This is a genomic window from Bacteroides sp. Marseille-P8574, assembly GCF_902825465.1.
Lineage (GTDB): Bacteria > Bacteroidota > Bacteroidia > Bacteroidales > Bacteroidaceae > Bacteroides > Bacteroides uniformis.
The window spans coordinates 1,471,930-1,497,674 of sequence record NZ_CADEBE010000001.1 but is presented as its reverse complement, the minus strand read 5'-3'; the positions used below and the strand labels follow the sequence as shown (position 1 = coordinate 1,497,674).

General features: G+C 43.5%; 20 protein-coding genes. 11 read left to right on the top strand and 9 right to left on the bottom strand.

Annotation, left to right across the window (positions count from 1 at the left end; translation table 11 throughout):
- Positions 1-59: 59 nt before the first annotated feature.
- Positions 60-1,577, bottom strand: coding sequence for a RagB/SusD family nutrient uptake outer membrane protein (locus HUX74_RS06375; protein ID WP_174646377.1), 1,518 nt, complete (start codon positions 1,575-1,577; stop codon positions 60-62).
- Positions 1,578-1,594: 17 nt separating this feature from the next.
- Entirely contained in the window at positions 1,595-4,414 is a 2,820-nt protein-coding gene (locus HUX74_RS06370; RefSeq protein WP_371808702.1) for a SusC/RagA family TonB-linked outer membrane protein, read from the bottom strand.
- Between the two features lie 705 nt (positions 4,415-5,119).
- Here HUX74_RS06370 and HUX74_RS06365 point away from each other — a divergent pair.
- The gene (locus HUX74_RS06365; RefSeq protein ID WP_165491379.1) at positions 5,120-5,281 is read left to right on the top strand and encodes a hypothetical protein; all 162 of its coding nucleotides are present in this window, start codon (positions 5,120-5,122) and stop codon (positions 5,279-5,281) included.
- Between the two features lie 228 nt (positions 5,282-5,509).
- On the opposite strand, the gene HUX74_RS06360 is transcribed toward HUX74_RS06365, so the two are convergent.
- The 5 genes from HUX74_RS06360 to HUX74_RS06340 form a co-directional block, all read right to left on the bottom strand.
- Entirely contained in the window at positions 5,510-7,108 is a 1,599-nt protein-coding gene (locus HUX74_RS06360; protein WP_138346592.1) for a RagB/SusD family nutrient uptake outer membrane protein, read from the bottom strand.
- 20 nt (positions 7,109-7,128) lie between these two features.
- Positions 7,129-10,071, bottom strand: coding sequence for a SusC/RagA family TonB-linked outer membrane protein (locus HUX74_RS06355; RefSeq protein WP_138346595.1), 2,943 nt, complete (start codon positions 10,069-10,071; stop codon positions 7,129-7,131).
- 977 nt (positions 10,072-11,048) lie between these two features.
- On the bottom strand, positions 11,049-11,858 hold the full coding sequence (locus tag HUX74_RS06350) for a hypothetical protein (protein ID WP_174646375.1): 810 nt from the start codon (positions 11,856-11,858) through the stop codon (positions 11,049-11,051).
- A gap of 31 nt (positions 11,859-11,889) precedes the next feature.
- Complete coding sequence (locus tag HUX74_RS06345) at positions 11,890-13,527, bottom strand: RagB/SusD family nutrient uptake outer membrane protein (RefSeq protein ID WP_254592838.1); 1,638 nt, start codon at positions 13,525-13,527, stop codon at positions 11,890-11,892.
- A 30-nt stretch (positions 13,528-13,557) separates the two neighbouring features.
- A complete protein-coding gene (locus HUX74_RS06340; RefSeq protein WP_174646744.1) occupies positions 13,558-16,602 on the bottom strand; it encodes a TonB-dependent receptor in 3,045 nt (1,014 codons plus the stop codon).
- Positions 16,603-16,997: 395 nt separating this feature from the next.
- On the opposite strand from HUX74_RS06340, the gene HUX74_RS06335 reads away from it, so the two are divergent.
- The 8 genes from HUX74_RS06335 to HUX74_RS06300 all read left to right on the top strand — a co-directional run bounded on the left by HUX74_RS06335 (position 16,998) and on the right by HUX74_RS06300 (position 23,153).
- A complete protein-coding gene (locus HUX74_RS06335; protein WP_131225749.1) occupies positions 16,998-18,218 on the top strand; it encodes an ATP-binding protein in 1,221 nt (406 codons plus the stop codon).
- Positions 18,219-18,513: 295 nt separating this feature from the next.
- The gene (locus tag HUX74_RS06330; RefSeq protein WP_005637871.1) at positions 18,514-19,761 is read left to right on the top strand and encodes a site-specific integrase; all 1,248 of its coding nucleotides are present in this window, start codon (positions 18,514-18,516) and stop codon (positions 19,759-19,761) included.
- Between the two features lie 4 nt (positions 19,762-19,765).
- A complete protein-coding gene (locus HUX74_RS06325) occupies positions 19,766-20,233 on the top strand; it encodes a hypothetical protein (RefSeq protein ID WP_004295315.1) in 468 nt (155 codons plus the stop codon).
- A gap of 33 nt (positions 20,234-20,266) precedes the next feature.
- The gene (locus HUX74_RS06320) at positions 20,267-20,434 is read left to right on the top strand and encodes a hypothetical protein (RefSeq protein WP_004295314.1); all 168 of its coding nucleotides are present in this window, start codon (positions 20,267-20,269) and stop codon (positions 20,432-20,434) included.
- Between the two features lie 5 nt (positions 20,435-20,439).
- The gene (locus HUX74_RS06315) at positions 20,440-21,039 is read left to right on the top strand and encodes a GNAT family N-acetyltransferase (RefSeq protein ID WP_004295313.1); all 600 of its coding nucleotides are present in this window, start codon (positions 20,440-20,442) and stop codon (positions 21,037-21,039) included.
- 945 nt (positions 21,040-21,984) lie between these two features.
- Positions 21,985-22,545 carry a sigma-70 family RNA polymerase sigma factor gene (locus HUX74_RS06310; RefSeq protein ID WP_004295311.1) on the top strand — a complete coding sequence of 187 codons (561 nt, stop codon included), beginning with the start codon at positions 21,985-21,987 and terminating at the stop codon, positions 22,543-22,545.
- A gap of 31 nt (positions 22,546-22,576) precedes the next feature.
- Complete coding sequence (locus tag HUX74_RS06305) at positions 22,577-22,969, top strand: hypothetical protein (protein ID WP_004295310.1); 393 nt, start codon at positions 22,577-22,579, stop codon at positions 22,967-22,969.
- Positions 22,970-22,973: 4 nt separating this feature from the next.
- Positions 22,974-23,153 carry a hypothetical protein gene (locus tag HUX74_RS06300; protein WP_174646236.1) on the top strand — a complete coding sequence of 60 codons (180 nt, stop codon included), beginning with the start codon at positions 22,974-22,976 and terminating at the stop codon, positions 23,151-23,153.
- A 340-nt stretch (positions 23,154-23,493) separates the two neighbouring features.
- Here HUX74_RS06300 and HUX74_RS06295 read toward each other — a convergent pair whose 3' ends face one another.
- Complete coding sequence (locus HUX74_RS06295; protein WP_004295308.1) at positions 23,494-23,817, bottom strand: helix-turn-helix domain-containing protein; 324 nt, start codon at positions 23,815-23,817, stop codon at positions 23,494-23,496.
- 43 nt (positions 23,818-23,860) lie between these two features.
- Positions 23,861-24,172, bottom strand: coding sequence for a helix-turn-helix domain-containing protein (locus HUX74_RS06290; RefSeq protein WP_174646373.1), 312 nt, complete (start codon positions 24,170-24,172; stop codon positions 23,861-23,863).
- A gap of 477 nt (positions 24,173-24,649) precedes the next feature.
- On the opposite strand from HUX74_RS06290, the gene HUX74_RS06285 reads away from it, so the two are divergent.
- Together HUX74_RS06285 and mobC are read left to right on the top strand one after the other, a co-directional pair.
- The gene (locus tag HUX74_RS06285) at positions 24,650-25,144 is read left to right on the top strand and encodes a DUF3408 domain-containing protein (RefSeq protein WP_004295306.1); all 495 of its coding nucleotides are present in this window, start codon (positions 24,650-24,652) and stop codon (positions 25,142-25,144) included.
- Positions 25,145-25,371: 227 nt separating this feature from the next.
- Positions 25,372-25,743, top strand: coding sequence for a plasmid mobilization relaxosome protein MobC (gene mobC, locus HUX74_RS06280; RefSeq protein ID WP_032596400.1), 372 nt, complete (start codon positions 25,372-25,374; stop codon positions 25,741-25,743).
- Positions 25,744-25,745 lie beyond the last annotated feature (2 nt).

The following is a 25,745-nucleotide window of genomic DNA, read 5'->3' as shown; positions in this document are numbered from 1 at the left end:
ACACTTTATTTATAAAAACACATTGGGAAAATTCCCAAGTTTCTTTAGGCTACTATTGATTAATAGCCTGGATTTTGTTCTATGTTCGGATTGGCATTGATTTCACCGACGGGAATCAACGGGAGCGCTTTCTTGGAGTCGCGGTTGAATGTACGCGCTTCTTCGCTCAATACGTCGTGCCATCCTCTGTCATTAACGTCCGTGTAGCGTGTAACGGTTTCACCTCGGCGCATAACATCGAAGTAGCGCTGTCCTTCACCTACAAGTTCCTTGCGGCGTTCGATGTAGATGCGGTCTAATGTGATGTTTCCGCTGGTTACTTGTTTGCTTTCATCCGTTGTGCGGTTGGAGATGATATCGTTCAGCAAGTTGGCAGCCTTGTTCTTGTCTCCGGCTTGGAAAGCTGCTTCTGCTGCTGACAAGTAAACTTCTGACAAGCGCAGCAATGGGACATTGGAGTAACGTACATCTCCGTTTACAGCAGGCATTTTGTTGATGTAAACTTTACGTTTGTCAAATCCTCCTGCTGCCGCTGCCAATAATATGTCGTTACGGATGTCTGCCGGGTCGGATGTAAGCATGTCAGAGAAGTCTTTTGTGACAATTACATCTCCATATCCGGGAGAAGCGCCAGCCTTGTCTGCATATAAGTAGGCAATACCTTCACGGTCTGTCCAGTCAGTATTGTTGTTGATGGAAATCTCGAACATGATTTCTTTTGAATGATTGGCATCACTTTTGCTCCATGCAGCAACATATTCTGACGGTTCCCAAAGTTTGTAAGACGAGTTTGATATGATGTCTTCAGCTACGGATAAAGCCTTGCTCCATTCGCCTTTTGTCATATATACACGTACCTGCAAGGATTTGGCAGCCCAAAGGTTGACATAGCCCATTTCATTGGTTTTGGGCAGTGCATTTGAATTGATTGCATCTGTCAAATCCTTTTCAATAGCCTCATAACATTGGGCTACCGTGCTGCGGCTTGGCTTTTCTGTCGATTCCAGCGGGGAGGTAGCGATGGGCACACCGAGTGAGCTGCCTTGATCTACCGTATAAGGTTTACCGTAGATACGTGTAAGGTCAAACAGTGCCATGGCACGCAGAACTTTTGCTTCTGCATCATATTGGTCAATAGTGGCTTTTGCCTCTGCCGCGTCGGTCAGGTTGCCACTTTCTGCTGCCTGAATCAGACGGTTGGCGCGTGCTATGACTACATAAGGCATCTGCCATACGGCTGTTGAGGTGGTGAAATTGTCGGCAGTTGTATATTCCATATAGTAGTAGAAGTTTGCTCTTCCACTTCCACCGTTATATTCATATTGGATATCTTCCCCTCTCATGTCACCGTATACGAACATGAGGCGTCCATAATAATTAATCAGGCTACTGTTACCTTTAACGGCAGCATAAAGTCCCGTCCGCACATTGGCCAAATCATCGCTGTTCTTGATTGCGGTTTCAGCATCTATTCCGTCTGCGGGTGACTGATCCAGCCAACTGTTGAGGCATGATGAAGTGCTGACTGCCATAGCTGCGCAAAGCGTTGCTGTGTATAATGTCTTTAATATTTTCATTTTCGTATCTTTATTAGTTAGAAATTCAATTCTATTCCGAATGTATATGTTCTCAATGCCGGAGTCTCAAATGTGCATAGTCCGTCTACACGCATTTCCGGATCTACAAATAAGTCTTTAGACTTCCATGTAAGCAGGTTGGAACCAGAGAAGTAGATTCTGGCTTTGCTGAGCCCAAGCTTGCTGATATAGTTTTGCGGAATGCTTACACCTAATGTGAGGTTCTTCAGACGTAGATAATCAGTAGGCATCAGCCAGCGTGAAGACAGTGAAGCTACGCTTCCATATTCAAATTTAGGCAATGTGGCATTCGTGTCGCCCGGACCGGTCCACATCTTTGAGATGTCGTAGTATGTCGGTACGGCACCACCGTATAGATGTGAACCGCCATTGGAGTGCTGCCAAGTGGAGTAGTCAAAAGCATCACCACCCAATGAATAAGTGAAAGTGAAGCCCAAGTCAATAAACTTCCATTTGAGATTGTTGGTAAGACCGCCTTCTATACTAGCTTGATGCTTGCCTACAATAGTTTTGTTGGCTTCAGAGATATTGGTTGTTGTCTTGCGGGCATTCTCTGTTCCGTCATTCAGGTAGAACATTTCTTTACCAGTCTCAGCGTCGACTCCGGCGTATTCATAAACATAGTATGAATAGTAAGGTTCGCCTACACGGTGAATCAGTGGTCCTGATACGATTTCATTCTGCTGGCCATCCAGTTTGGTCAGTTTGTTGCTGTTATGTGCCATGTTCAGAGAAGTGGTCCATGTGAAATCCTTGTTTCTGAAATTGGTTGATGTAATGGTCAACTCAAAACCGGAGTTCTTCAGTGAACCGATGTTCTGCGGAGTGGTATATCCGTAATCGCCATCATAATATCCTCCGACTTGTGATACGGGGAGGTCGTATATAAGGTCACTGGTTTTACGCTGATAGTAGTCGAATGTTACGGAGATACGGTCAATGAATGAAAAGTCGAGACCAATATTCCATGTTTTGTTCTTTTCCCATTTCAGGTCCGGGTTTGCAATTCCGACGATTGACATTCCTGACTGTCCATTGTATATGACTCCATATTTATAAAGATTCATATAAGCGTAATAGTCTGATGGTTGCGTTCCGTTTACACCATATGACACACGGAGCTTTCCATCTGTCAATACACTCTTGACGGGATTCAGAAAACTTTCGTCTATGAATCTCCATGCTCCGGAAACCGACCAGAAACTTCCCCAACGGTTTTCTCTTGCCAGACGTGAACTTCCGTCGGTACGATAGCTGAGACCGAGATAATATCTGTCTGCGTAGTTATAATTGGCACGTCCGAGGAACGAAGTCATGCGATAGCTCTGTCTGTTGGTTTCGGCACTTGTTGAACCGGCATTTGTCAATTCGTACAAATCACCCGGATAGTCTTGGCCTGCCATATAGTTGAAAGCATATTCCGTATCTTGTGTTTCAAAACCAAGCAGGGCATCAATATTGTGCAGGCCGAAAGAGTTGATGTAAGAGAGCTGGGTTTGTGTATTCAGCTGGTCATTACGATTGACAATGCGCTGCATGACACCACCTGGAGCGCCATTGTTTGAGTGTCTGTCCCAAAGAACATCATTGGTACCTTGTGCGTAATCATAAGCAATCTTTTCACTTAAATTTAACTTGTCCCAAATATTATAGGTCAACTTGATTGTATTAAATGCCTTCATCAGGGTATAAACGTCAGAGCTGTGCTCTCTTTCATACAAAGGATTGACTCCAAATATGCCGCAACCATTGTTTAATGTGCCGTCTTCATTATAGGGAGTTGATGAGGGGCTTTGGAAGAATGCATAATTGGCTACAGGCCCATCATAGGAGGTAGCTTCATTGGTTTTGTTTTGTCTTACTTTTGAAAATTGGCTTGTAACCTGAACTTTAAAGTCTCCAAACTTATGAGTGAGGTTTGCATTACCAGTGAAACGTTCCAGACCTTGTTTGTAAATGATGCCTTCCTGATTGGTATAAGCGGCTGAGGTGTAGAATTTGGTACGGTCGTTGCCGCCAGATACGCTCAGCTGGTAGTTCTGATGAGAACCGTTACGGAAAAGCAGGTCTTTCCAATCCGTCCATCCGGTTGAGGGTTTTGAAGCGAAGTCCTCGATGTTCTGGTCTGCAAAAGTTGCGGCATCTGCATCGGACATGTTTCCGCTGTATAATCCATAATTCTTGAGACCGGTCCATAAGAGTTCGCGGCGTGAGTCACCGTCGAGCATAGGACGATAATCTATTGCCATGTTTGAAAAACCCCAGTCAGAGCGGAAACTTACATTTGTTTTACCTTGTTTTCCGCTTTTCGTCGTAATGACCACAACACCGTTAGCAGCACGCGAGCCGTAAAGAGAGGCAGCCGCCGCATCTTTGATAACTGTGATAGACTCGATGTCATTGGTATTGAGTGAAGACAGAATATCAGTTCCTGCATCACTATAAGTGAACTCGGATAAGTCTCCACTTGTTACCGGTGTTCCGTCAATGACATAAAGCGGATTGTTTCCGGCATTGATGGAACCCATACCACGTACACGAATACTGCTTACAGAACCTGGATTACTTGAACTTGAACCAAAAGTAACACCAGCGACATTACCAGAAAGCTTGTCGGCAACAGAAAGAACAGGTACATCTTCCAAGGTGGAAGTGTTTACAGTAGAAGCAGCTCCGGTAAATGATGCTTTTTTAAATGTACCGTAACCGGTAACCACAACCTCTTCAAGCAGCTCAGAATCGGATTTCAAAATTACCTTTACATGAGGTTTAATCGTTACTTCTTGGGTTTGCATACCAACAAACGAAATCACCAGAGTTTTCGCGGAACTACACTATCTGTATTCTGTTGATAATAAAGAATATACAATAAGTCAAAGAATTGGCTAAAACAAGGAATACTCTTTTCAAAGCTGTCCTATATGGGTCTACAATAAACAAAACCTTACTTATGTGATACCATTAACAAATGTAATATTTTGATTAATAGTTATTTGAGTGTTAATTAATGTACTGCAGTTGTAAAATTAGCATTCCTCTTTTTAAAAGAATGGGTGATTATGTCAATATCTATCATTTGTTTATTTTTCGTTGAATATTTACTTGTATTATTTATTTCATCCATAAGAATATTGCATTTCATGTAAATACTATTTTAAATTACAGAATAACTATTCCTATTTCAAATAGAGAAAGTCTGTGTTTGTCGGATAAAAAACTAATGAACTTATGAGGTTATTTCTAAAGGATCTTAAATAAATTACTTTATAGTTTTTTGTGTAAAAGTTCAAAAATAAATTCATTTTATACAAATATCGTCTTTAATTAGTATTATCGTAATGTACACTACGGATAATAGTGGACTTGATGTAAAATAATAGGTGTATTATGAAATTCTATGGTCAAAAAAGAGTTGGCTGTTTTAAAGAATATAGCAGAACAGTTTCAAGAAGAATCGCAAATGCCGGTTTTAGTAGGAAGAAGGCGCATCGGTAAGACCTCACTTTTATTGAAATCAACGGATGAAAGACCGACATCGTATTTTTTCATTTTATGAATTGGTCGAAATTAAACACAATCCTGAACGGATAGGTTGGGGGATATTGAAGAAAAAAGTCACAATCAACAAAGAATGGAAAAACTGCTCTGTTTCTTATAAAGGGCTTTCTTTGGAAGATATGTAATCTTGAAATAACACTTCCCCCTGAAGTCTTTTGTTGGATTAAGAGAAGAAAGCCACCCATTTCGCAATGAGTGGCTTCTCAAAAACACTTTATTATGAAATTCCGGTATGTTCAACCGGATGAATCATCATAATTGCCGCATTATTATTGTTGGGGTAATGCAGCTTGATTAGTCTGCACAGATAGCGCTTCTGTGTCATTTTTCCGTATAACATGTCCTTTGAAGTATTAATTCTGGTCGCTCGGAGAAAGCTGAGAATTATTCTCTATTTCAGAGAGAGGTAACTGGTAAAGGAACGGCCTGTCTTCTTGGTTATAACGGAACTTACCGGCAGAGAAGTGATTATTATTTTCTGCGCCCCAAGTTTCATCTGTACGATCTACAGGAATATTCAAACGACGATTATCAATATATTCCAAACCTTCACCCCAGAACTCTACACGTTTCTGATAAATGATTTCCTCTATCAGGTCAGCCTTGTTCGTGAAAGTGTAATTATAATCGGGCTGGCGAGTCTTCATAAAGCTATTCAGTTCAGTCACTGCTTCTGCAGAACCCTTGTGAGCCAAAGCTTCCATTTTTATCATGTAAGCTTCTTCTGAGCGCAGGTAAATATAATCTCCCAGTTCCCATCCACTGAACACACCGGCCTTGATATTATCACGACCTGTACCGATAAATTTTACAGCTTGGTATTCCACGGCAACTGGAGACTGAGTGTCACGAATCAATGTTGTACGATTACCGGAATCATCTGTTACACCTGTAGAACGGTCGCAGCAGAACCATTGCAGACGGATATCAGTATCCGCGATACGGTCTACTAATGGCTTAAATGCAGCACGCCATACACCGATGCCGGCATACCCATCACCATAAGCATCCATCTGCGAGAAGAAAGACATATAAGTCGTACTATTATCTGCTGTAATATCACATCCGAATACTACATCCGGTAAGCTGATATTACTGAATCCCTGGAGTATCTGGTCTTCACTCTGCAATATAGGGAAATTATCAATCACCACTTGCGCATACTTTATCGCCTCATCCCATTCATGGATAACCATGTTCGCACGAGCCAAATGCATAGCTACTACGCAGCCATCCATATCAGTGGGTGAGGAAGTACGCGTCATATCCAAATCCTTGAACAAGTCGAAAGCAGTAGTAAGGTCACTCTTGATTTGTTCATAGATTTGAGCTACAGTAGCACGTGGCTGGTCACCTTCCGTATCCTCTGTAATAAGCGGTACGCACGGTGACTGGGAGAAGTCATATTTCTCTCCACGACCCCATTTTGTTCCATCCGCACCGGTATAGTAAGAATACTGATATAAGTAAGTCAGTTGCAAGTAGGCGTAGCCACGGAAACCAAGGGCGATGGCACGATATTTCAAATTGGCGGGATCTTCACTGCTGGGGTCAATAAGCTTGAGGATATCGTTGGCATTGGCTATGACACGATAGTACTCTTTCCAACGGTTGTTGGTTGGAGTATAACTCTGTTGCCAATAGTCCAGCAAATAATGATACATACTCATGGCGAAACGTCCGGTCATAATCATATCATTGCCCATCAGCGATGTTAAGTAATCAAAACTCTTTTGGCCGAAATAGTTGTGACTCATATTGACGTCAACATACTGTTGCATATCAGTATACATACCTGCCACAGCAGCTGAAAAAGCCTTATCAGGATCTTCCTGAGCCACATTGCCCAGTTGGTCTTCAGTCAAATAAGCGGTAACATCAGCATCTTCAATGCAAGATGTAAGCAGGCCCCCGACAAGGAGCACCTGCATCATATATTTCATTATCTTCATATACAATTTTATTTTTTAGTTTAGAATGTAAGGTTGATACCTCCGGAAATTACACGCATCGGAGAATAGCCTCCATATTCATCATCAGAACCAGCCATTGCCACACGAGGGTCAAATCCTTGACGTTTGGACCACAAGCCGAGATTATCTGCCGTAGCATAGATACGCAGTTTCTCAACACCCAATTTCTGCATCAGGTTCTTCGGCAATGTGTAGCCCAAAGTGATGTTACGTATGCTGAAGTAGCTGGCCTTTATCAGATTGAGGTCTGACTGCTGAGTGAAAGAGTTGGAAGCATTGTCAGCATTCCAAATAGGAAGTGAACCTTGACCGGTCTCAGGGTTGAATGTTTTCCACATATCCTTATTATGACCTACGTAGAATGAAGAACTCATGCCGGACAGATAAGAGTAGTCATAAGCATAGCCACCAATTTGGAAAGCCGTTGCTATAGAAAGGTCAATTCCCTTGTAAGAAAAAGTAGTGCTCAAACCGCCGTTGAAATCGGGCAGTGCAGATTTTCCAATGAAGTAGCGGGTTGCGTCTGCATAAGTGGTGGTGGTAGTACGGCCTGTCACTTCCCCTTTCTCGTTTGTCTCATCCATGTACCACATGGCATTTCCTTTTTCGTCTATGCCTGCATACATATAAGTATAGTACTCAAAACGGCTCTTACCTTCGCGCAGATTGAACGGCCCGGAAGTGATGCCATCTTTACGGTTTTCTTCGGGTAATGTCACAATACGGTTCTTGTAGTGGGAGCCTACGAGCGATACCGTCCACTTCAGGTCAGGCTGATTGAAGATATCCACATTCACTTCAAACTCTATACCAGTGTTCTTCATCGCACCCAGATTTTCCCAGTTATACGGCCGTCCGGCTGTAGAGAAAGCTACGGGACGCTTGAAAAGCATATCATCCGTACGACGATAAAAATATTCGAATGAACCGTATACTCTATCGAAGAGACGGAAATCGACCCCCACGTCAAAAGTCTTCTGCTTTTCCCAGGTCAGGTCCGGATTACCGTAGAACTCCGGTGAATAACCCAACTCTGAACCATTCCAAGTAACTGTGTATTGGTCTTGGTAAGGCGTGTATACATAGGCATAGTCATACTCTGAAAGGATGCTTTCATTCCCCTGGGTACCATAAGATGCACGCAGTTTCAAGTCGTTCAACCAAGAATTTGTACCTTCCATGAATGCTTCGTTGGAAATACGCCAAGCAGCACCTACCGACCAGAAATTACCCCAACGGTCCAAAAAGCGGGAAGTACCGTCGCGGCGGAAAGCGGCAGAAACGTAATATTTATTGCTATAGTCGTAGTCTGCCATACCGAAATACCCCTCGATGTTATGGTTTGCCGTGTAGCTATTGATGTATTGCATTTGTCCACCGTTGTCTAGTTCCGGATTGTTCGGATTAAAGAAGTTGGTCTTCTGTCCTGCCAAATACTGATATTCATACTTGTAGTACTCGTGACCTATCTTGGCCGACAAGTGGTGGTTATCGCCAAATACATTGCTGTAAGCCAGAATCTGGTTGAAGTTGGTAGTCGTAGTGTTGTAGCTTCCTTTTGTACCACGACCACCGAAAGACTGTCCGTCACCGATAAGCGGAGTGTAGAATACTGTCTGGCTACTGTTCGTGAAATCATAACTATAGTTTGCTGTAAACTTGAAATGCTTCAAAAACGAGATTTCCAGATACGAGCGTGAAGTCAGGTTGTTATACACAGTTTCACGGATGTCTTCTTTCATGTTGGCTATCACATTCTGGTTAGTAGCCGTAGGACGTTTAGATGTACCGTCTGTTTCACCATTTCCGGCATCATACATGGGGCTTCCATCCTCATAATATTTCATGTTACCTTCTGCATCATAGGCATGAACCGGAAAGATAGGAGCCCAAGATCGTGCTACTTCGAAAGGATTGGAGGCAGCTCCGGCATTCTCTTGTACACCATTCTGAGTTGCTTTGGAATATCCTACATTGGTACCTACCTTCAACCAGGATTTCAACTGAGAGTTAACGTTGGCACGAGCTGTAAAACGCTCATAAGAAGAACCTAACACATAAGAGTCATTATCCAAAAAGCCCATAGATACATAAAAATCTGTACGGTCATTACCACCCGATGCAGATACATTGTATTCTTGGCGGAAGGCATTGTCGAACAAGGCATCGGCAAACGAATCATTATAACGCAAACGTGCATTGGGATTAAGTTTTCCATCAGGTGTTACTAAATATTCTCCTTGCGGGATGATATAAGCATTGTAATTACCTAGTTCGCCCAGTAAATCCTGACTGGCTGCTAAATTAGAGTCTTCAATGGATTTTCCAGCCGCCCAATAAGTATTACGAAGACCATACCAAGACAAACGGTAGAACTCTTCCGGATCAGTAGCCATATCATAATCTTTGTACGCACGCTGTGCCACACCCCAGGTACCGTTAAAGTTGATGGCCACCTTGTCTTTGCGTCCGGTCTTGGTAGTAATCATGACCACACCACCAGCTGCACGAGAACCATACAAAGAGTTGGATACAGCATCTTTCGACACGTTCACTGAAGCAATGTCCGTAGGGTTGATGTCCGACAACTTACCGTTGAAGGGCACACCATCTACTACAATCAGCGCATTGTTGCTGGCCGAAATAGAACCGATACCGCGCAATACGATATTGGCATCTTGTCCCGGCTGGCCGGAAGAGCTTACAACCTGCAAACCGGCCACAGCTCCTTCTAGTGCATTGGACACGGATGTAGCTTGTGAATTACTGATAATCTCATTCTTTACACTGCTGATAGAGCCCACCAAATCTTGTTTGCGTTTAGTGCCATAAGCCACTACTGTTACTTCATCAAGTATCTCTGTATCAGGCGTCATAACCACTTTTACGCTCGGTTTGATTATTACTTCTTGAGTCTTCATACCGATGTACGAAATCACCAAAGTTTTCGCGGAACTACAATAAGTCTATATTGTTGATAATAAGCAATATAAAATAAATAAAAAGAGTTCCTGAAATAAAGTAATCCTCTAGAGAAGATACTCTATACATATCCACTGTAAATGGCAATCTACTTATATGATACTATTTGTAATGGTAATATCCTGATTTATAATATATTGATTCTATGCTAATATGTTATAGCTATAAAGTCAGGATTTCTCCTTATTAAAAATAGGAACACTTTTGTCAATATTCATCATTTGGTTGTTTTTTATCAATTATTTACTAGTGTTGTTCGTACCATCCATAAGAATATAAAGTCTTATGTAAAATACTATTCAAAATTATAAAGGTTATGTAGATACTGTCCTACCTATCTTATTCATAGGGTACTATGCAATTTCCCCTATTTTAAATAAATAGACAATATTACGATTTTTCCCTCAGATTTACATTTTTTGGTGAGGAAGAGTTATTATAAGAAAATGTAGTTTACATAGAATTATGTCACCGGGGTGAAGAATCTGTTTTTGTGATCTGCACCGACTTCCGTATCGTGTAGGGCTATTCAGGCTTGTTGTTTATTGGAGAGAGGATATTCCTATTGTCGCAATTCTTTTCTTGAAAGTCTACGAAGCACGATACATGTAAGTACACTTTTAGATTCTCCATTGGATAAACCTTGTATAATGTATTCATTGTGCGATCCAATAGCATTATGATACTGTAGTCTTACCAGTATCATAACATTCACTAATGATATAGAGCTATTTTTTTAGAGTTCATATTCATGTATTTATCTAATTGCAGACATACGATATTTTTATAAGATTATGGGTTATTGATAGTTATTGTTTTTTTAAGTTGATTATCGCTTTTATTTGCACATTCTACAGATTTAAAAAAAGGGTAGAGAAAGATTCTTTAAACCATCTTTTTCTACCCTTAAATATTTATTATTTAATTTCTCTATGACTTATTTACTTGCAGGAAGCGTAAAAGTGTCTTGGAAAGTTCCCAGTGGACCTGCTGAACATGTGTAATCTAAAACCACAGTAATAGTGCGTGTGTCAGGATTATAGGAACCACCGTAAGTGGGATTGATATTGATATAAAGCATTTGCGGTTCCGGCAATCCTACGTTTACTAGGCAAACTGGCGTCTCCCTCATTCGTACAGAATTGTCAGCATTAACTTTGAATATAATATCATTTCCTTCAGCAGCAGGAGCTACTGCTTTGAACCAGGTTGAAGCTTCGCTGGTCTGAAGTACTTCACAAGGAAGTACAGCGCCTAATCCCGAGAGTGTAAATTCACCTACACCTATTGGCGTATCCCAGTAAGCTTGTTGCAACACGCTGCCGGTAGTATTGGCAATTGTACTTTCCGAATAGCTATCTATGTCCGCTTCGTCTAATGCTACGCTGTAAGTGTAATATTCCTCGGCTTCAACATCAGAGAATATGATATCAAACGTGGCAGTGTTTGCACCTGCGGCAAAAGTTACACTTTCGGGTATGATAAAATGACTATCATTAGTAGATAATGCTTTTAATCGCGTGGTGTGTTCGCTATCTGTTTTTTGGCGATTTACGGTAATGGTTACTTTCTTCTCAGAATTGGCATCTATAATGTTTTGTTCTCCATCGCTTACAAATGATGCTTTGATGCAGTCAGCGTTCACTTGTTGAGCCGGAACGTAGTCGCATTCTTCGGTACATGCGCTGAACCCAAGTACAAATACCGTTGATAAAGCCATAAAACTATATTTAATTGATTTATTCATATTTTGATTTCTTTAAAAATAGAACTTTAGATTAATAGACTTGACTTGGATCGGGGTTTTCATAGCCTCTCAACGCAGCATTACTGTTTTTCTCAGTTTGTACAATGCAGAAGTTCATCCAAGCGGGGCGGCGTGTGGTTTTGAATTGTGTATTGGAATAAAAGTTACTACCTTTGTAAGTACGATCTATAGGCATATCCAAGCGTTTAATATCAAAGAAAGTCTGTCCTTCACCCCACAATTCGACACGTTTTTGGAAAATAATTTCGTCTACAACATCGGTAGCGGAGCAAACATATTTAGTACCTTCCGGAGCATCATTAGCCAAACGGTATGTATTCATGAAATTTTCCAAAAGTACTTTACCAGTACCTGCAGCCACATGCTCAGCGGCTTCAGCCTCAATGAAGTACATCTCTTCCACACGCATCAATGGGTAAGCTATAGCTGCTGCCAAATTTACATCATCAGGGTTACCTTCACCAGGACGGAACTTGACAGAAGCGTAAGAAGGCAACCAAGTGCCAAAGTTTCCATATTTCGGATTGGCAGAAGTCAGAAAGTTTGTCTTACCATCCAAGGCTGTGCCTTGAGGAGCCTTCCACATGCGCTTACGAAAATCATTGTCGTTTATACGGCTATACATATTGGCGTCTATCATTGTGTACGGACCGCCAACACGTTGTGCTGCATATCCGAAAGAAGTCTCATTAGACATCCATGAAGTCCAGTTTACGATACCGGTTTGTACCACATCATTTTCTTTTACCAACTGTGAACCCCAAATCCAACAGCTTAATGTGTTGAATCCTTTGGAAGTGCTAAGGCAATCTTCTTGTGTCATAGGCTTCAATTTCGATTCATCGATGGCTTTACGAGCATAAGTTTTAGCATTAGGATAGTCTTCCAACCACATATAGTAGCGAGCCATCAGACCATACACGGCATCCAGATGGGGCAGCGCACGAGAACTTTCGGTAAGATAAACAATGTTTTTTTCGGCTGCTTGCAAATCAGAGAGAATAAATTCTGCCATTTTTTCGCGGGTAACGCGAGGATTGTTGTATGATTCTTCTTCGGTGGTCTTTTCCGTAACAATGGGTACAGTAAGATTGGTCACATCATTACCAGCGTCGTTTGGCATGGAAGTTCCGTCTGTAGGCAGATATTCATACATACGTGCCATGTCTAAATACATCAGAGCGCGAAAAGCATGGGCAGCACCTACGTAACCTTTTTCTACATTCGAAGATGTTTCCAGTGGGAAGGCTGCCAGCAACTTATTTGCCGCTAGTACATTTCTCCAATAGAAGTTCCATACGAATTGATTATAAATATAGCTTTCACCTTGATATATGTTTTCTTCCCATGGCCAATAGTGGTCATAACCTGAAGAAGAAATGGGCATGTCGCCAGTTTGTACATCACGAATGTGCATGATAGAACCGTACCCCCAGTCAAAATGTCTACTACGGTCAACATCTATCGCATAGGTATTAAGCATAGCATGCATAGACCACAGCATAGCTCCAGCAGCTTCCTCAGAGGAGGTTACTTGGTCTTCGGTCGCAGCATTGGTGGGAAATGTTTCTTCAATACAGCCAGTGTTTATCAGCATGGACGAAGAGAGACAAACTCCAATTAGCAATTTAGATATATTTCTTTTCATATTCATTTCATTTACAAGTTAATTTTACAATTAGAATGTCAAAGTAACACCGCCTGAAATAGTACGCATCGGTGCATAATATGCGGAGGTTACAGCACCAGTGATACTTTGACGCGGATCAAGTCCTTGACGCTTAGACCATAACCATAAGTTTTCACCAGAGAAGTAGAGACGTATTTTTTCAATACCTGCCCGACGACTTAATGTTGATGGTAGTGTATAGCCGAAGTTTACACTTTGCAGGTTTAAGTAAGAAGCGTCAGTTAAGAATCGGTCTGATGAAGCTGCTGTATAGTTGTCACCAAACTGTAGACGAGGAATGTTAGTATGGTGTTCCGGTGTCCAAGCATTCAATAAGTCAGCGTGGAAAGCGCTTCCTTTGCTACTGCTGCTGGGTGAGCCCATCATGCTGGCATAGTCACCATCATATACTTGTCCGCCAATTTGATAGTTGAAGTCTACAGTCAAATCAAATCCTTTATAAGTCAATGTTGTACCAAAACCACCATAAACGTCGGGTAAGGCTGTACCACAGTCATAATAAGTAGCACTTGAATAGTTGGTGGTGGTTGTACGTCCCGTCACCTTACCGTTCTGGTCCTTTACATCTACATAATAGAGTGCTTCACCATTTTCATTGACACCTGCATATTTCTGGAGACGGTAAGTGTAAAGGGGCAATCCTTCGCCATAGAAGTAACTGCCACTGCTATATCCTCCATGTCCTCCCAAATCTAGAGTCTTACGCTTTTCGGGAAGATAAGTGATTTTGTTTTTATAATGCGTCAAGTTTAACCGTAGATTCCATTCCAGATCATTAGTCTTAATGGGGGTACCTGTTAACTCCATTTCCACACCCATATTGCGCATGTCACCTACATTGGCATAATAGTAACTGTAACCAAAAGACGGAGCCAGCGGGAAAGTAAACAGCATATCCGTTGTTTTGCGAACAAAATATTCCACATTACCGGTAAGACGCTGGCTAAACAATTCGAATTCTATACCGGCATTAAAGTTGCCATTGGTTTCCCAAGTAATCTCCTTATTTCCCATAGCATCAGGGGTGGCAGCAGGAGTACCAGCTGAATTTTCAATAATGTAAGTATTTACATAACGATAGTTACCTATATTGTCGTTTCCTTGTGAACCATAAGAGGCTTTAAGTTTCAATAGGTTAATCCAGGGCACATCGAAGAAGTCCTCTTTGGAAATAATCCATGCAGCACCGGCGGACCAGAAATTACCCCAACGATGATCTGGATGGAAGCGTGAAGAAGCATCACGGCGATAAGAGCCAGAAAGAAAATATTTTTCGTTATAGTCATATTGTACACGACCGAAATAGCCTTCCGTATTATAATCCGTAGTGTATGAGTTATTACCGTTCTCAGTGATGGCACCAGCTAATTCATGATTAGTCGGGTCGAACATGTTGGACTTGCTGGCATATAAATAATAGTATTTGTAGCGGTAAGATTCATGTCCCAACATCACATCCAGATTATGCGAACCAAAGCTACGTTTCCAGTTCAGTAATTGTTGATGATTATAGGCCAGATTTCGGGTATGGTATTTATAGAGCATGCCGTTCTGACTGGCATATTGCCCATAATAAGGGTTGGTAAAAGCTGTAGAGCGAGTTTCATCCACATTTACACTACTGGTCCAAGTGAATTTGAAATCTTTAAGGAAACGAAGTTCTGCGAATCCCATAGCATTAATTGCATTACCTTCAGCATTGTTTTCATTCAGCATAGTGGCAGAATAAGCATTGGAACCTGACATGAATGGACGTCCCAGACCGCCATTCTCACCATCACCATAATCATACATTTTATAGCCATTTTTATCAATCATAATATTGCCTTCTCCATCACGAATATACATAGGATAAATAGGAGCAATACGGGTAGAAATGGCAAACACATTACCAGAAGAAGCTGATGAACCGTCTTCACTCAAAGAATTTGCATTAAAATAAGTATAGGCCATATTTGCACCTACTTTCAGCCAATCTTTTACTTGGTAGTCAGCTTTCAAACGACCGGTCAGGCGCTCATAGTTAGAATTAACGGTAATACCTTCATTGTTTAGGTAACTAACAGAAGTATAAAATGAGGACTTATCCGTTCCAGCAGATACATTGACGTTATATTCCTGGCGCAAGCCATGGCTGTAAACTTCATCCAGCCACTTGTCTGGACGAATTAGGTATTGTTGACCTCCATATTCAACAATATTGCCCAGTACTGCATTGGGATTCAATTTGCCATTGCTTCCGATGAGGTATTGACCTTGAGGAACATTATAAGCGTTGTACCCCAATGAGTAGTCATTGTTGGCATCATGTGCAGCCATATTTGTTGCTGCAAAGATATGTGCATCATTAGGAGTGTAACCTTTCGAGTTTATTAAATAGTTTTTTAATGCACCATAATACATCTCATAATATTGTGCAGGGTTGGATACTGTTTTATAGTCTTGTGTACCACGTGAGTTGGAGCCCCATTTGGCATCTACCGTCACCCGCGCTTGCCCTGAATTTCCTTTTTTAGTAGTGATAATAATCACTCCATTAGCACCACGAGCGCCATATAATGCGTTGGATGCAGCATCTTTCAACACGGTCATGGACTCAATATCTTGAGAAGATATATTATTCATGTCACCATCGTAAGGAACACCATCAAGAATAATAAGTGGGTCATTCCCTGCATTGATAGAACTGATACCTCGGATACGGATAGTCGGCTTTGTGGAACCAGGTTGACCAGAGTTGTTGTTGAGTTGAACACCAGACACTTTTCCACTCAAAGCATTGGCCACATTACTACTTTGAATTTTGCCAATATCTTCAGATGATACTACGCTCGCTGAACCTGTGAATGCCGACTTCTTAGCAGTACCATAAGCTGTTACTATCACTTCATCAAGGAGTTCTGCATTATTTTTCAAAATCACTTTTAAATTAGGTTTTATCGAGACCTCTTGAGTCTGCATGCCAATGTACGAAATTACCAGAGTTTTCGCGGAACTATAATAATTGTATATTGTTGAAAAACAACTGTTTATGTTTGTCGTAGAACAGGGTTTATTCTATTGTATATTATCTATAAAGGTATATGGCAAAGGGAAGTAAGTATCTCAAAGTACCCATTTCATACCGTTTTGAATAATTAAAAGCTGATAATGAGCACGTTATTGTAACATTTCATTCTACTCTTTTAATTGGTGATGTACTAATTAACCCAATAAATGTTTTTTATTCAAGAATAACGATAGATTATATAGAGGAATATATCTTGAAAGATAGATTTTATCCATGAAAGTTCCAAAATATTTTTTGTTGAGAAATATTTGGTTTACATATGTTATTTATAATCGATGAATATATAATATGTATGGAAAGATTCAATTATAATTGAATGATTTTATATCTTTGTGCATAAACTAAATCGTGTTTGAATATGAAAAATTATATCTCCCGCCCTTTATACATAAGGAGAATTGAACCGTTTATTGATAAAAGTATAATAAAAGTAATAACCGGCCAACGTAGGATAGGTAAAAGCTACATTCTTTTGCAGATATCAGATATCATAAAGAAAAACATACCGGAAGCCAATATCATTTTTGTAGATAAAGAGCAACTTGCCTTCACGGAAATTAGGAACTACATGGATCTTTATCAATATGTTTTAAAGAAGGTTATTGGGCATAATCATAACTATCTCTTTGTAGATGAAATCCAAGAGATTGAAGAATTCCAATTGTGTCTGCGGAGTTTATTGAATGAAAATAGATGCGATATCTATTGCACCGGAAGTAATGCTAAAATGCTATCCAGTGAACTTGCTACTCAGTTGGCAGGAAGATATATAGAATTTCCCATTCATTCACTTAGCTACGGGGAATTCTTAACTTTCAATCAATGTCAAGATTCCACCGAAAGTTTAAAACTCTATCTTACATTCGGAGGTATGCCCTACATTCATAATCTAACAATGGACAAGAATGTCATATTTGAGTATTTGAGAAACGTTTATTCCACTATCCTACTAAAAGATGTGGTTGCACGTGAATCAATCCGGAATGTATCTTTTTTGGAAAATCTCGTAGCTTATCTGATAGATAATACCGGTTCTCTTTTTTCTGCCCAGAATATTAGTAAATATTTAAAGTCGCAACACGTCAACATTCCTACGCAGACAATTCTGAACTATCTAAAGGCACTGTGCAATAGTTTCTTTATTTACAAAATTCAACGAGCTGAAATCCAAGGGATGAAAATCTTTGAGATTGGTGAGAAATATTATTTTGAAGATTTGGGATTACATAATTCCATACAGCATTTCGATTTTCGAAAAGACATCAACAAGTTAATGGAAAATGTAGTATGCATTGATTTGTTAAGATATGGATATGAAGTATATGTTGGAAAGAGTGGTAATAAGGAAATTGATTTCATTGCTTCCAAAGACGACCATAAAATCTATATTCAAGTAGCATATATGCTTCCCGATGATGCAACTGTTAGGCGAGAATTTGGCAATCTTTTGGAAATAGCAGACAATTACCCCAAATATGTGGTAACAATGGATGAAATGCAAAGCGGGGGAAATTACAAAGGAATTAAACAGATTTCACTGCGAAACTTTTTGTTGGCAGAGGATAAGGAAAAACTGTAAATTAACGATTCAATCTCTGCGAATCGATATTTAAAGTAAACGCAGAAAGAAAAAGCAAGGTTGATGATAATACAGCAAAAATGCAGTCTATTAAGTGGTTAGGTGTTTAACTCATAATACTGCATAAGCTGAAAAAGGAGGTCCGATAAAAGCTGCGAAAGACTTCAGTTCCCATATCGTTACTGATATAACAGGAACAAGAAATGGCACAACAGATTCTATTTCAGTAATTTGCACAGTTTTTCATACCTGAGGACAACTCGCTTGATATTAACTTTGTAACGATCAAAAAAGTATGAAAACGAGTATGAGCAGATCGACCTTCAAAATCCTCTTCTACGTGAAGAAGGGCAGCGAGAGAGCCAACGGCTATCTCCCCCTGATGTGCCGTCTTACGGTAGACGGCGAAATCAAGCAGTTCAGCTGCAAGCTGGACGTGCCCCCGAAACTTTGGGACGTGAAAACGGCACGTGCCACGGGCAAGAGCGCCGAGGCGCAGAAAATCAATGCGGCGGTTGACCGGATACGCGTGGACGTGAACCGCCGTTACCAGGAACTGATGCAGTCCGACGGCTATGTCACCGCCGCCAGGCTGAGGGACGCCTGCCTCGGGCTGGGCGTGAAACGCGAGACGCTGCTGAAGCTCTTCGAGCAGCACAACGAGGAGTTCATCAAGAAAGTGGGACACAGCCGCGTGCAGGGAACATACAACCGCTACCGTACCATATACAGGCACCTTTGCGAGTTCGTCCCGAAAGTATACCGCCGTGACGACATCCCCCTGAAGGAACTCAACCTGACCTTCATCAACAACTTCGAGTATTTCCTGCGTACGGAGAAGAAATGCCGCACCAATACCGTATGGGGTTACATGATCGGGCTCAAGCACGTCATCTCCATCGCCCGCAACAGCGGTGCGCTTCCCTTCAACCCCTTCGCCGGGTACATCAATTCCCCCGAGAGCGTTGACCGAGGCTACCTGACGGAGTGTGAGATACAGACGTTGATGGAGACCCCGGTGAAAAGCGGGACCTGCGAACTGGTACGCGACCTCTTCATCTTCTCTGTGTTCACCGGACTGGCATACGCGGACGTGAAGGCACTGACGACCGACCGGCTCCAGACCTTCTTCGACGGCAACCTCTGGATCATCACCCGCCGTCGCAAGACAAACACCGAGTCCAACATCCGCCTGCTGGACGTGCCCAAGCGCATCATAGAGAAGTATAAGGGACTGTCCAAGGACGGTCATGTATTTCCGGTACCGAGCAACGGCAGATGCAACACCATATTGAAGGAACTTGGCAGGCAGTGCGGTTTCAAGATACGGCTGACCTATCATGTGGCCCGGCATACGAACGCCACCACCGTGCTGCTCTCGCACGGTGTACCCATCGAGACCGTAAGCCGTCTTTTGGGGCATACGGATTTGAAAACCACCCAGATATATGCCCGGATAACCAACCAGAAGATCAGCAGCGACATGGAAATCCTGTCCCATAAGCTGGAAAAGATGGAGAAGGAAATATGCGATGCCATCTGAGGAAATGGTATTTATGAAACGGATGATTTTCCCCTTCCTCATCAAAGTTCGTCCGTCCCTGCGGGACTCCGCGTTTTCCCTTCGGTTTCCGGCAGAAAATTTCCGTACGGCGAAATTTTCTGCCGGAAAAACGCTCCGAAAGCGCAGGGACGGACGTAAGAGGGATTCAGAAGGCGAAAACTGCGACCGACGTAGTGCATGTGCGACAAGGAAAAGAACTGTCCGGGAGCCCCTTTTCATGCCGTACCCCGGCATGAAACCACTTTTCTCTCCGGCTGTGGTGAAGGCTCTCCTGCTCCCTCTGCATTGCATATGCGGGTTGTTTTGCCCATATCCACGTCCGCCGGTATTGCCTGCCCTTTCCTTGAGAAAAACGGCTTACCGCAACGGGTGGCGTGACACAGACTTTTCCGGATATGGAGGAACATTCCGGAAAAAAGAGTGGAAGACGGGCTATTATTTGGCTGTATAACAACAAAGTTGTATTTTTGCAAAAAATAATATTATGGCTATAACTATCAAGAACATTCCGGTTTTGGAGGGCGTTACGGCGGAAGATTTCGTACGCAGTGCAGACAAGAACGCCGCAAAGGTAACACCCCGGTTATCAGTGGAGGCAAAGAAACGGTTGCGAAAAGTATTGGAGAAATCCCGTTCATTCCGGTTCAATTAACAGCAATGGACGGTATTTCTTTATATGATGATTGTGTCATGCTTGCCTATAACAAGGAAGTACGGAGGAATTGCCTTCCTTTCACTTGTGGCGAGAATGACCTTGATGATTTTTTTCTCAATGATGCCGATCTGTATGCGGATGAACTCCTTGGGAAAACATATTGTTGGGTGACGACTGAAATCCCGCATCGTATTGTGGCCTTGTTTACCTTGTCCAATGACAGTATCAAGACCAGATTAATATCCCCCAATGATAAAAACAGGCTGCAACGCAATATTGTAAATCCTAAACGTGGACGCAGCTATCCGGCCGTGCTGATAGGAAGACTGGGGGTCAACCTGGAATATCAGGGTACATCAAGCCACGTAGGACGGCAACTGATGGCTTTCATAAAAGACTGGTTCCGTCATGAGGACAACAAGACAGGATGCCGTTTTATCGTGGTGGATGCATACAATGAGGAAAAGATTCTCAGGTATTATGAAAGAAACGGTTTCGTTCCACTCTATAAAACAGACGTGATAGAAAAGCAATATTATGATATTCCGCAAGATGAACCTTTGAAAACCCGTTTGCTGTATTTTGATTTGAAAAAGGACTGACATAATAATATATCAGTAAAATCCTTTAGGGTGACAACGGGTTCCAAAGACAGGCTGTCGCTACGATTACCTGCCATATGGCACCGGCCGTTTTCTTGATGGCGGGCGGTGGATTTCATGGGAAGCCAATCCGGAATGACAAGTAATGCCGCACCTGTGGCATAATAGAGCATTATTTTGAAGGCGGAGACTTTGTCCGGTTCTTCTTTTTCCAAGGTTTTCCGTCGGATGTCTTCAAGTTTTCCACACTTGTTTTAGAATAGTCCGCATTATCAGCAGATTGCGAGTTTCAGTCTGCCGTTCCGATTCTCTTTATTGCATCGTAGCATGTCGTTGATATATTCCAAATACTTATCCATGAATAGGCGACTTATAATTTTGTCTCAGGCAAATATCGAGACACACTCCCGAATGAGGTCTTCCATGATTTTAAAAGACTCCGTATTTCGGAAGGAACAACGTACACATACAATTTCTCCGGAACGGCCGACTTTCCTGTCACTTCCCTGTAATCCTCCCCAAAATCAACACCGCCGTATAAACTGCATGAAAGCCCGGGCACGCTTCCTGTTTCCAATCCCATATCTGCTCCTTCCGCAACATCACGTATTGCCGTTCTCATTTCATATCCTTGAATATTTCTCCAAACATACCAAAGACAGAAAAGCTGCATGGAATCTAAATTCTCACCGGACAGACAATAGATAGAAGGAAGGAATCCATCATCCTCATTTCTTGCGGCAAAAATAGTTGTTTTTCAGGCCGGTCCCGCAAGGCGGCCCTTCGGGCTGGTTGCACGTGAAAAAATCTTCCTCACGCTTCGCGTGAGCGTATTTTTTCACGGCAAGCCTTGCCGGAGACCGCCGAAAAACAAACTGGAGGAAGCACAAGAAATAAGAATGCCTACCCGTGTAGGCCATGTATAACTCAAAAAAATATAAAGCTATGGCAGACAAGAGCGCAGAAAAGGAAAGACTGTTCAACGAGTGGTTCACTGCATCCTATGACAGGTTGAGAGGGACGTTACGCCGGTACGGAATGCTGGACGAGGACAATTTCCATGACACCTACCTTTTTGTAAGAAGGCAGGTGCTGGTTCCCGGAAAGGACATAACGGACTATGACGCGTATTTCATCGGATGCTACAAAAAGGCGGCCCTGGTAAAGATTAAAAGGGAGAATCGGTATGCACACCCTGAAGATGATTTCTTCCTCCGATGTGGCGAAGAGGCAAAATTCCTTTCCGAGGACGACCTGAACGGGTGCGAGCGGCTGGTAAGAGACATACTGCGTTTCGTAAGGCAGAAGTTCTCCTACGAGGAGTACCGGATGTTCATGCTCAGGTTCTATGAGGCGCAGTTCTCGTTCAAGGCACTGGCGGAATGCATGGGTATCTCGGCATCGGCCATATCGCAGAAAGTATGCAGGATAGTGGACGCGGTACGTACCCACAGCGGTTTCGCATGGAGAAGTCAGATGCTGGCGGTGGAAAGCTTCATGTATTGAAAAAATTGTTTAACGGAAAAGTAAGAAAGTTATGGCACTGATAGTATACAACAGGGAAAACTCCCGTCCGCAGGAAGTCACATACAAGGGAAAGCGGACCATCAACCTTGACAGCAGGGGGACCGTCTATCTGTCAAAGACGATGTCAATCGAATTGGGAATCCTCGGTGGCGGACGGGTGAACTTCGCCCACGACGACGAGACGGATGACTGGTACATCTGCCGGGCCGATGACAGCGAGGGGTTCATTGTCTGGAAGGATAAAAGATGCGCAAGGTTCTCGGCGGGGTTTATCGTGCAGAGACTCATGCGGCAGGCGAAGGTGGAGAGGAAGAGCGTGCAGTTCATGATGGCGAGGATGCCGGTAGAGATTGGCGGAGTGGCCTATTACAAGATACTGCTCTCGAATCCGATACTCAGATAGAGGCATGGGCCGGAGGAGTCCGGCTGTATATGACATGACGGAGACAGGTGCATCCGACGGGACAGGAGCCCGGAGGATGTGCCTGTTTTTATGCGCCACCATGTTTACACACGGACATGCGGTTGTCACCGGCCGGCATAAGGTCACTCCGAAAAGACCGGGAAACGGCATTGCCGGAGGATAATGATACCAGTACGGAATGTGCCGCCATTACGGAAACGGATCGTCCCACCGGTACACGAACGGCCCGCCCCAATTTCAGAATAACATAATGACATAATAAAATAAGAGTCTTTTTTTATAATGGAATCCCCGTATCTTATTGCCATATCGGAAAAATGTTTCCATGTCCCGCCATGTTATGCCAATGTTGTCACCGGATCATAATTCATAAAGAAAAAAACACTCTGTGTATAAGTATTTTACGAGCAAATTAAAGTCGTTCATCCGGTGGAAAGAAAATGAAGGAGCGACCGGTATGACAACCGACCGCCCCTTCATTCACGATCCCGTACGGAACTTTTCTAAAGTTCCTCCGGCCTGGTTCTCGCCTCCCGGTAGCAGCCGTCAAGCAGCTTCTCGATGTCGGAAGAACGGTACAGTATCTTGCCGCCCAGCCGGGTGAAGGCAAGCAGACCGCTGTCACGGTACTGTTGCAGGCTGCGGCGGCTCACTTTCAGCTTTTCAGCCAGTTCGCGGTCCGTATAGAAGTTCTCGCCCGCCATCGCCGGTGACCTGCCGGCAAAGAGACGCTCCATGGAAACGGAGAGACGTTCGACGGTGGAGAAGAACTCTCTTATATGCTCGCTGCTCTCACGGGTGAGCAGACGGTTATCGGTATTCATCATGACTTGATCTTTTTTTTGTTCGACATTCGTTTTTCATGGCCTTTCAGATCGACCTTCCCATACTTTCAGCACGCTTGCGGCGCTCCTCCACTATCCGGATGATACTTTCCACGTCCCCGGGCTTGTAATATGTCTTGTGGCAGATCTGTGTGTATGCCAGCGTGCCGTTGTCACGGAGGGTCTGCAGGGTTCTCGGGCTGACCTTCAGCAGCAGGCACACCTCCTGGTTGTCCAGCCCTTTCTTCTCCTCCACGTCGCCGTACAGCCGGCCGAGGGGGTCCAGCCGGTCCGCAAACGTCCGGACGGCCGGGAGCATCGCCTCGAAGGTCCTTGCCTCAATGTTCACTATTTCCATAATCACTGTAATTTCAGGTTTGACATCTGTTTCATTCTCTTTTCGGATCCGGATTCCGTTCCGCAATTTAGTGAATCCCGGCGGAACGTCCTGAATTTCAAGACAGGATGACTACCTTTGACACCATATGCGTACTTGTTTCATCTGCAAAGTAAATGATTGTTCCCGGATATGGTTCCGCCCCTTCATCAGATGTCATTATATGTCATCAGATGTCATGGAAATCGGATTTTAATATTCATTTGCTTTTAGTAAACAGACGTTCAGATCCGTTCCCGAAGAGTGGGAAATTTCCGGTGCGTATATTTGTGAAGTCATCACCGTCAGACTGATCCAACAATATGAATAACACGGCAAACCCCGCCAATCGGACCCGTCCGTTTCACAGCACTTGTTATTATCGTTTTATTTGCTTCCGACAATCGGGCAAACGGGTAGACTGTGCCCACAGTATCAACCATCTAAAATCCATGTACAATGAAAAGTGAACCGACTGAAAAAACGAAAGGGAAGAAAATGGCGGTATCCGAAACCGCAGACAGAAAGAACGGCCGTAGTCCCGGAGCCGGCCACGACGAGTGGTGGGAAAGACTCATGATGGAACCCGGTTCGGGAGAATCCGCCGGTACGGATGCGGAACCGGTGATTCCATCCGGGGCCGTTGCGGAAGAGGTGTCCGGGGAAGCGGGAAGAAAGGACACCCCGCCGGAACCGGAAGACCCCGTGAGAAGAAGGACGAGCGGCAGGCAGCGTAGGGCCTCGCTGGAGGAGTACCGAGAAACATACCTCACCGTCCCGAAGATTAGGAAGCGCAAGACGGTGTTCGTCAGTGAGGATGTGAGGGACGAACTGGACGCCATCGTCCGCAGGCTCGGTGGGCGTGGCATGAGCGTTTCCGGACTGCTGGAGAACCTTGCCAGGGAGCATCTTGCCGCCTACCGTGAGGACATCGAGCAGTGGAGAAAAATCTGACAGCCTGTTACCGGGCGTGGAGTATACCCGATGTATGCACAGTCCCCTGTGTACCCGCTTCAATGTGGAAAATGCGGGGGGATTTTTCTGTGGGGGGAGCAAGGGTATGTTTCCGGATTCCCGAAAACCCTTGCTCCCCGCGCCCGGCGGTTGCTGGGAGGGCAAATCCGCTCCCGCCGGTCGCAGATTTTGGAATGAAAGAAGTACGGACGAAAAAGAAAAAACATATGACAAACGATGTGAATGGGATGAAGAAAAAATGTGGCTGTCCGGCACTGGGCAGGACGCGTAAATTGACCAGAGGCGTGACGGTGAAGTTCTCCCCCGTCAGCTACGAGGCTCTCAGGTTCAGGGCAGGGAAGTCCGGCCGGAGTCTGGCGGTCTATATCAGGGAGGCAGCACTGGCGGCCACCGTTACGGCAAGGCATACACCGGAGGAGAACGCACTGTTGCGCAGCCTGGCGGGAATGGCGAACAACCTGAACCAGCTGACAAAGCTCTCGCACCAGACCGGCTTTTACAGGACAAGGCTGCTGATAGAGGGGCTGCTGGGAAAGCTGAAGCGGATCATGGATGATTACAGGCCGAAAGGAGGATAGCC

Excerpts from the sequence above, each read along its gene's own strand:
- HUX74_RS06375 (WP_174646377.1), bottom strand. The coding sequence starts at position 1,577 with ATGAAAATATTAAAGACATTATACACAGCAACGCTTTGCGCAGCTATG.
- HUX74_RS06365 (WP_165491379.1), top strand. The coding sequence starts at position 5,120 with ATGAAAGACCGACATCGTATTTTTTCATTTTATGAATTGGTCGAAATT.
- HUX74_RS06360 (WP_138346592.1), bottom strand. The coding sequence starts at position 7,108 with ATGAAGATAATGAAATATATGATGCAGGTGCTCCTTGTCGGGGGCCTG.
- HUX74_RS06350 (WP_174646375.1), bottom strand. The coding sequence starts at position 11,858 with ATGAATAAATCAATTAAATATAGTTTTATGGCTTTATCAACGGTATTT.
- HUX74_RS06345 (WP_254592838.1), bottom strand. The coding sequence starts at position 13,527 with ATGAAAAGAAATATATCTAAATTGCTAATTGGAGTTTGTCTCTCTTCG.
- HUX74_RS06335 (WP_131225749.1), top strand. The coding sequence starts at position 16,998 with ATGAAAAATTATATCTCCCGCCCTTTATACATAAGGAGAATTGAACCG.
- HUX74_RS06330 (WP_005637871.1), top strand. The coding sequence starts at position 18,514 with ATGAAAACGAGTATGAGCAGATCGACCTTCAAAATCCTCTTCTACGTG.
- HUX74_RS06325 (WP_004295315.1), top strand. The coding sequence starts at position 19,766 with ATGGTATTTATGAAACGGATGATTTTCCCCTTCCTCATCAAAGTTCGT.
- HUX74_RS06320 (WP_004295314.1), top strand. The coding sequence starts at position 20,267 with ATGGCTATAACTATCAAGAACATTCCGGTTTTGGAGGGCGTTACGGCG.
- HUX74_RS06315 (WP_004295313.1), top strand. The coding sequence starts at position 20,440 with ATGGACGGTATTTCTTTATATGATGATTGTGTCATGCTTGCCTATAAC.
- HUX74_RS06310 (WP_004295311.1), top strand. The coding sequence starts at position 21,985 with ATGGCAGACAAGAGCGCAGAAAAGGAAAGACTGTTCAACGAGTGGTTC.
- HUX74_RS06305 (WP_004295310.1), top strand. The coding sequence starts at position 22,577 with ATGGCACTGATAGTATACAACAGGGAAAACTCCCGTCCGCAGGAAGTC.
- HUX74_RS06300 (WP_174646236.1), top strand. The coding sequence starts at position 22,974 with ATGGGCCGGAGGAGTCCGGCTGTATATGACATGACGGAGACAGGTGCA.
- HUX74_RS06295 (WP_004295308.1), bottom strand. The coding sequence starts at position 23,817 with ATGATGAATACCGATAACCGTCTGCTCACCCGTGAGAGCAGCGAGCAT.
- HUX74_RS06290 (WP_174646373.1), bottom strand. The coding sequence starts at position 24,172 with ATGGAAATAGTGAACATTGAGGCAAGGACCTTCGAGGCGATGCTCCCG.
- HUX74_RS06285 (WP_004295306.1), top strand. The coding sequence starts at position 24,650 with ATGAAAAGTGAACCGACTGAAAAAACGAAAGGGAAGAAAATGGCGGTA.
- mobC (WP_032596400.1), top strand. The coding sequence starts at position 25,372 with ATGACAAACGATGTGAATGGGATGAAGAAAAAATGTGGCTGTCCGGCA.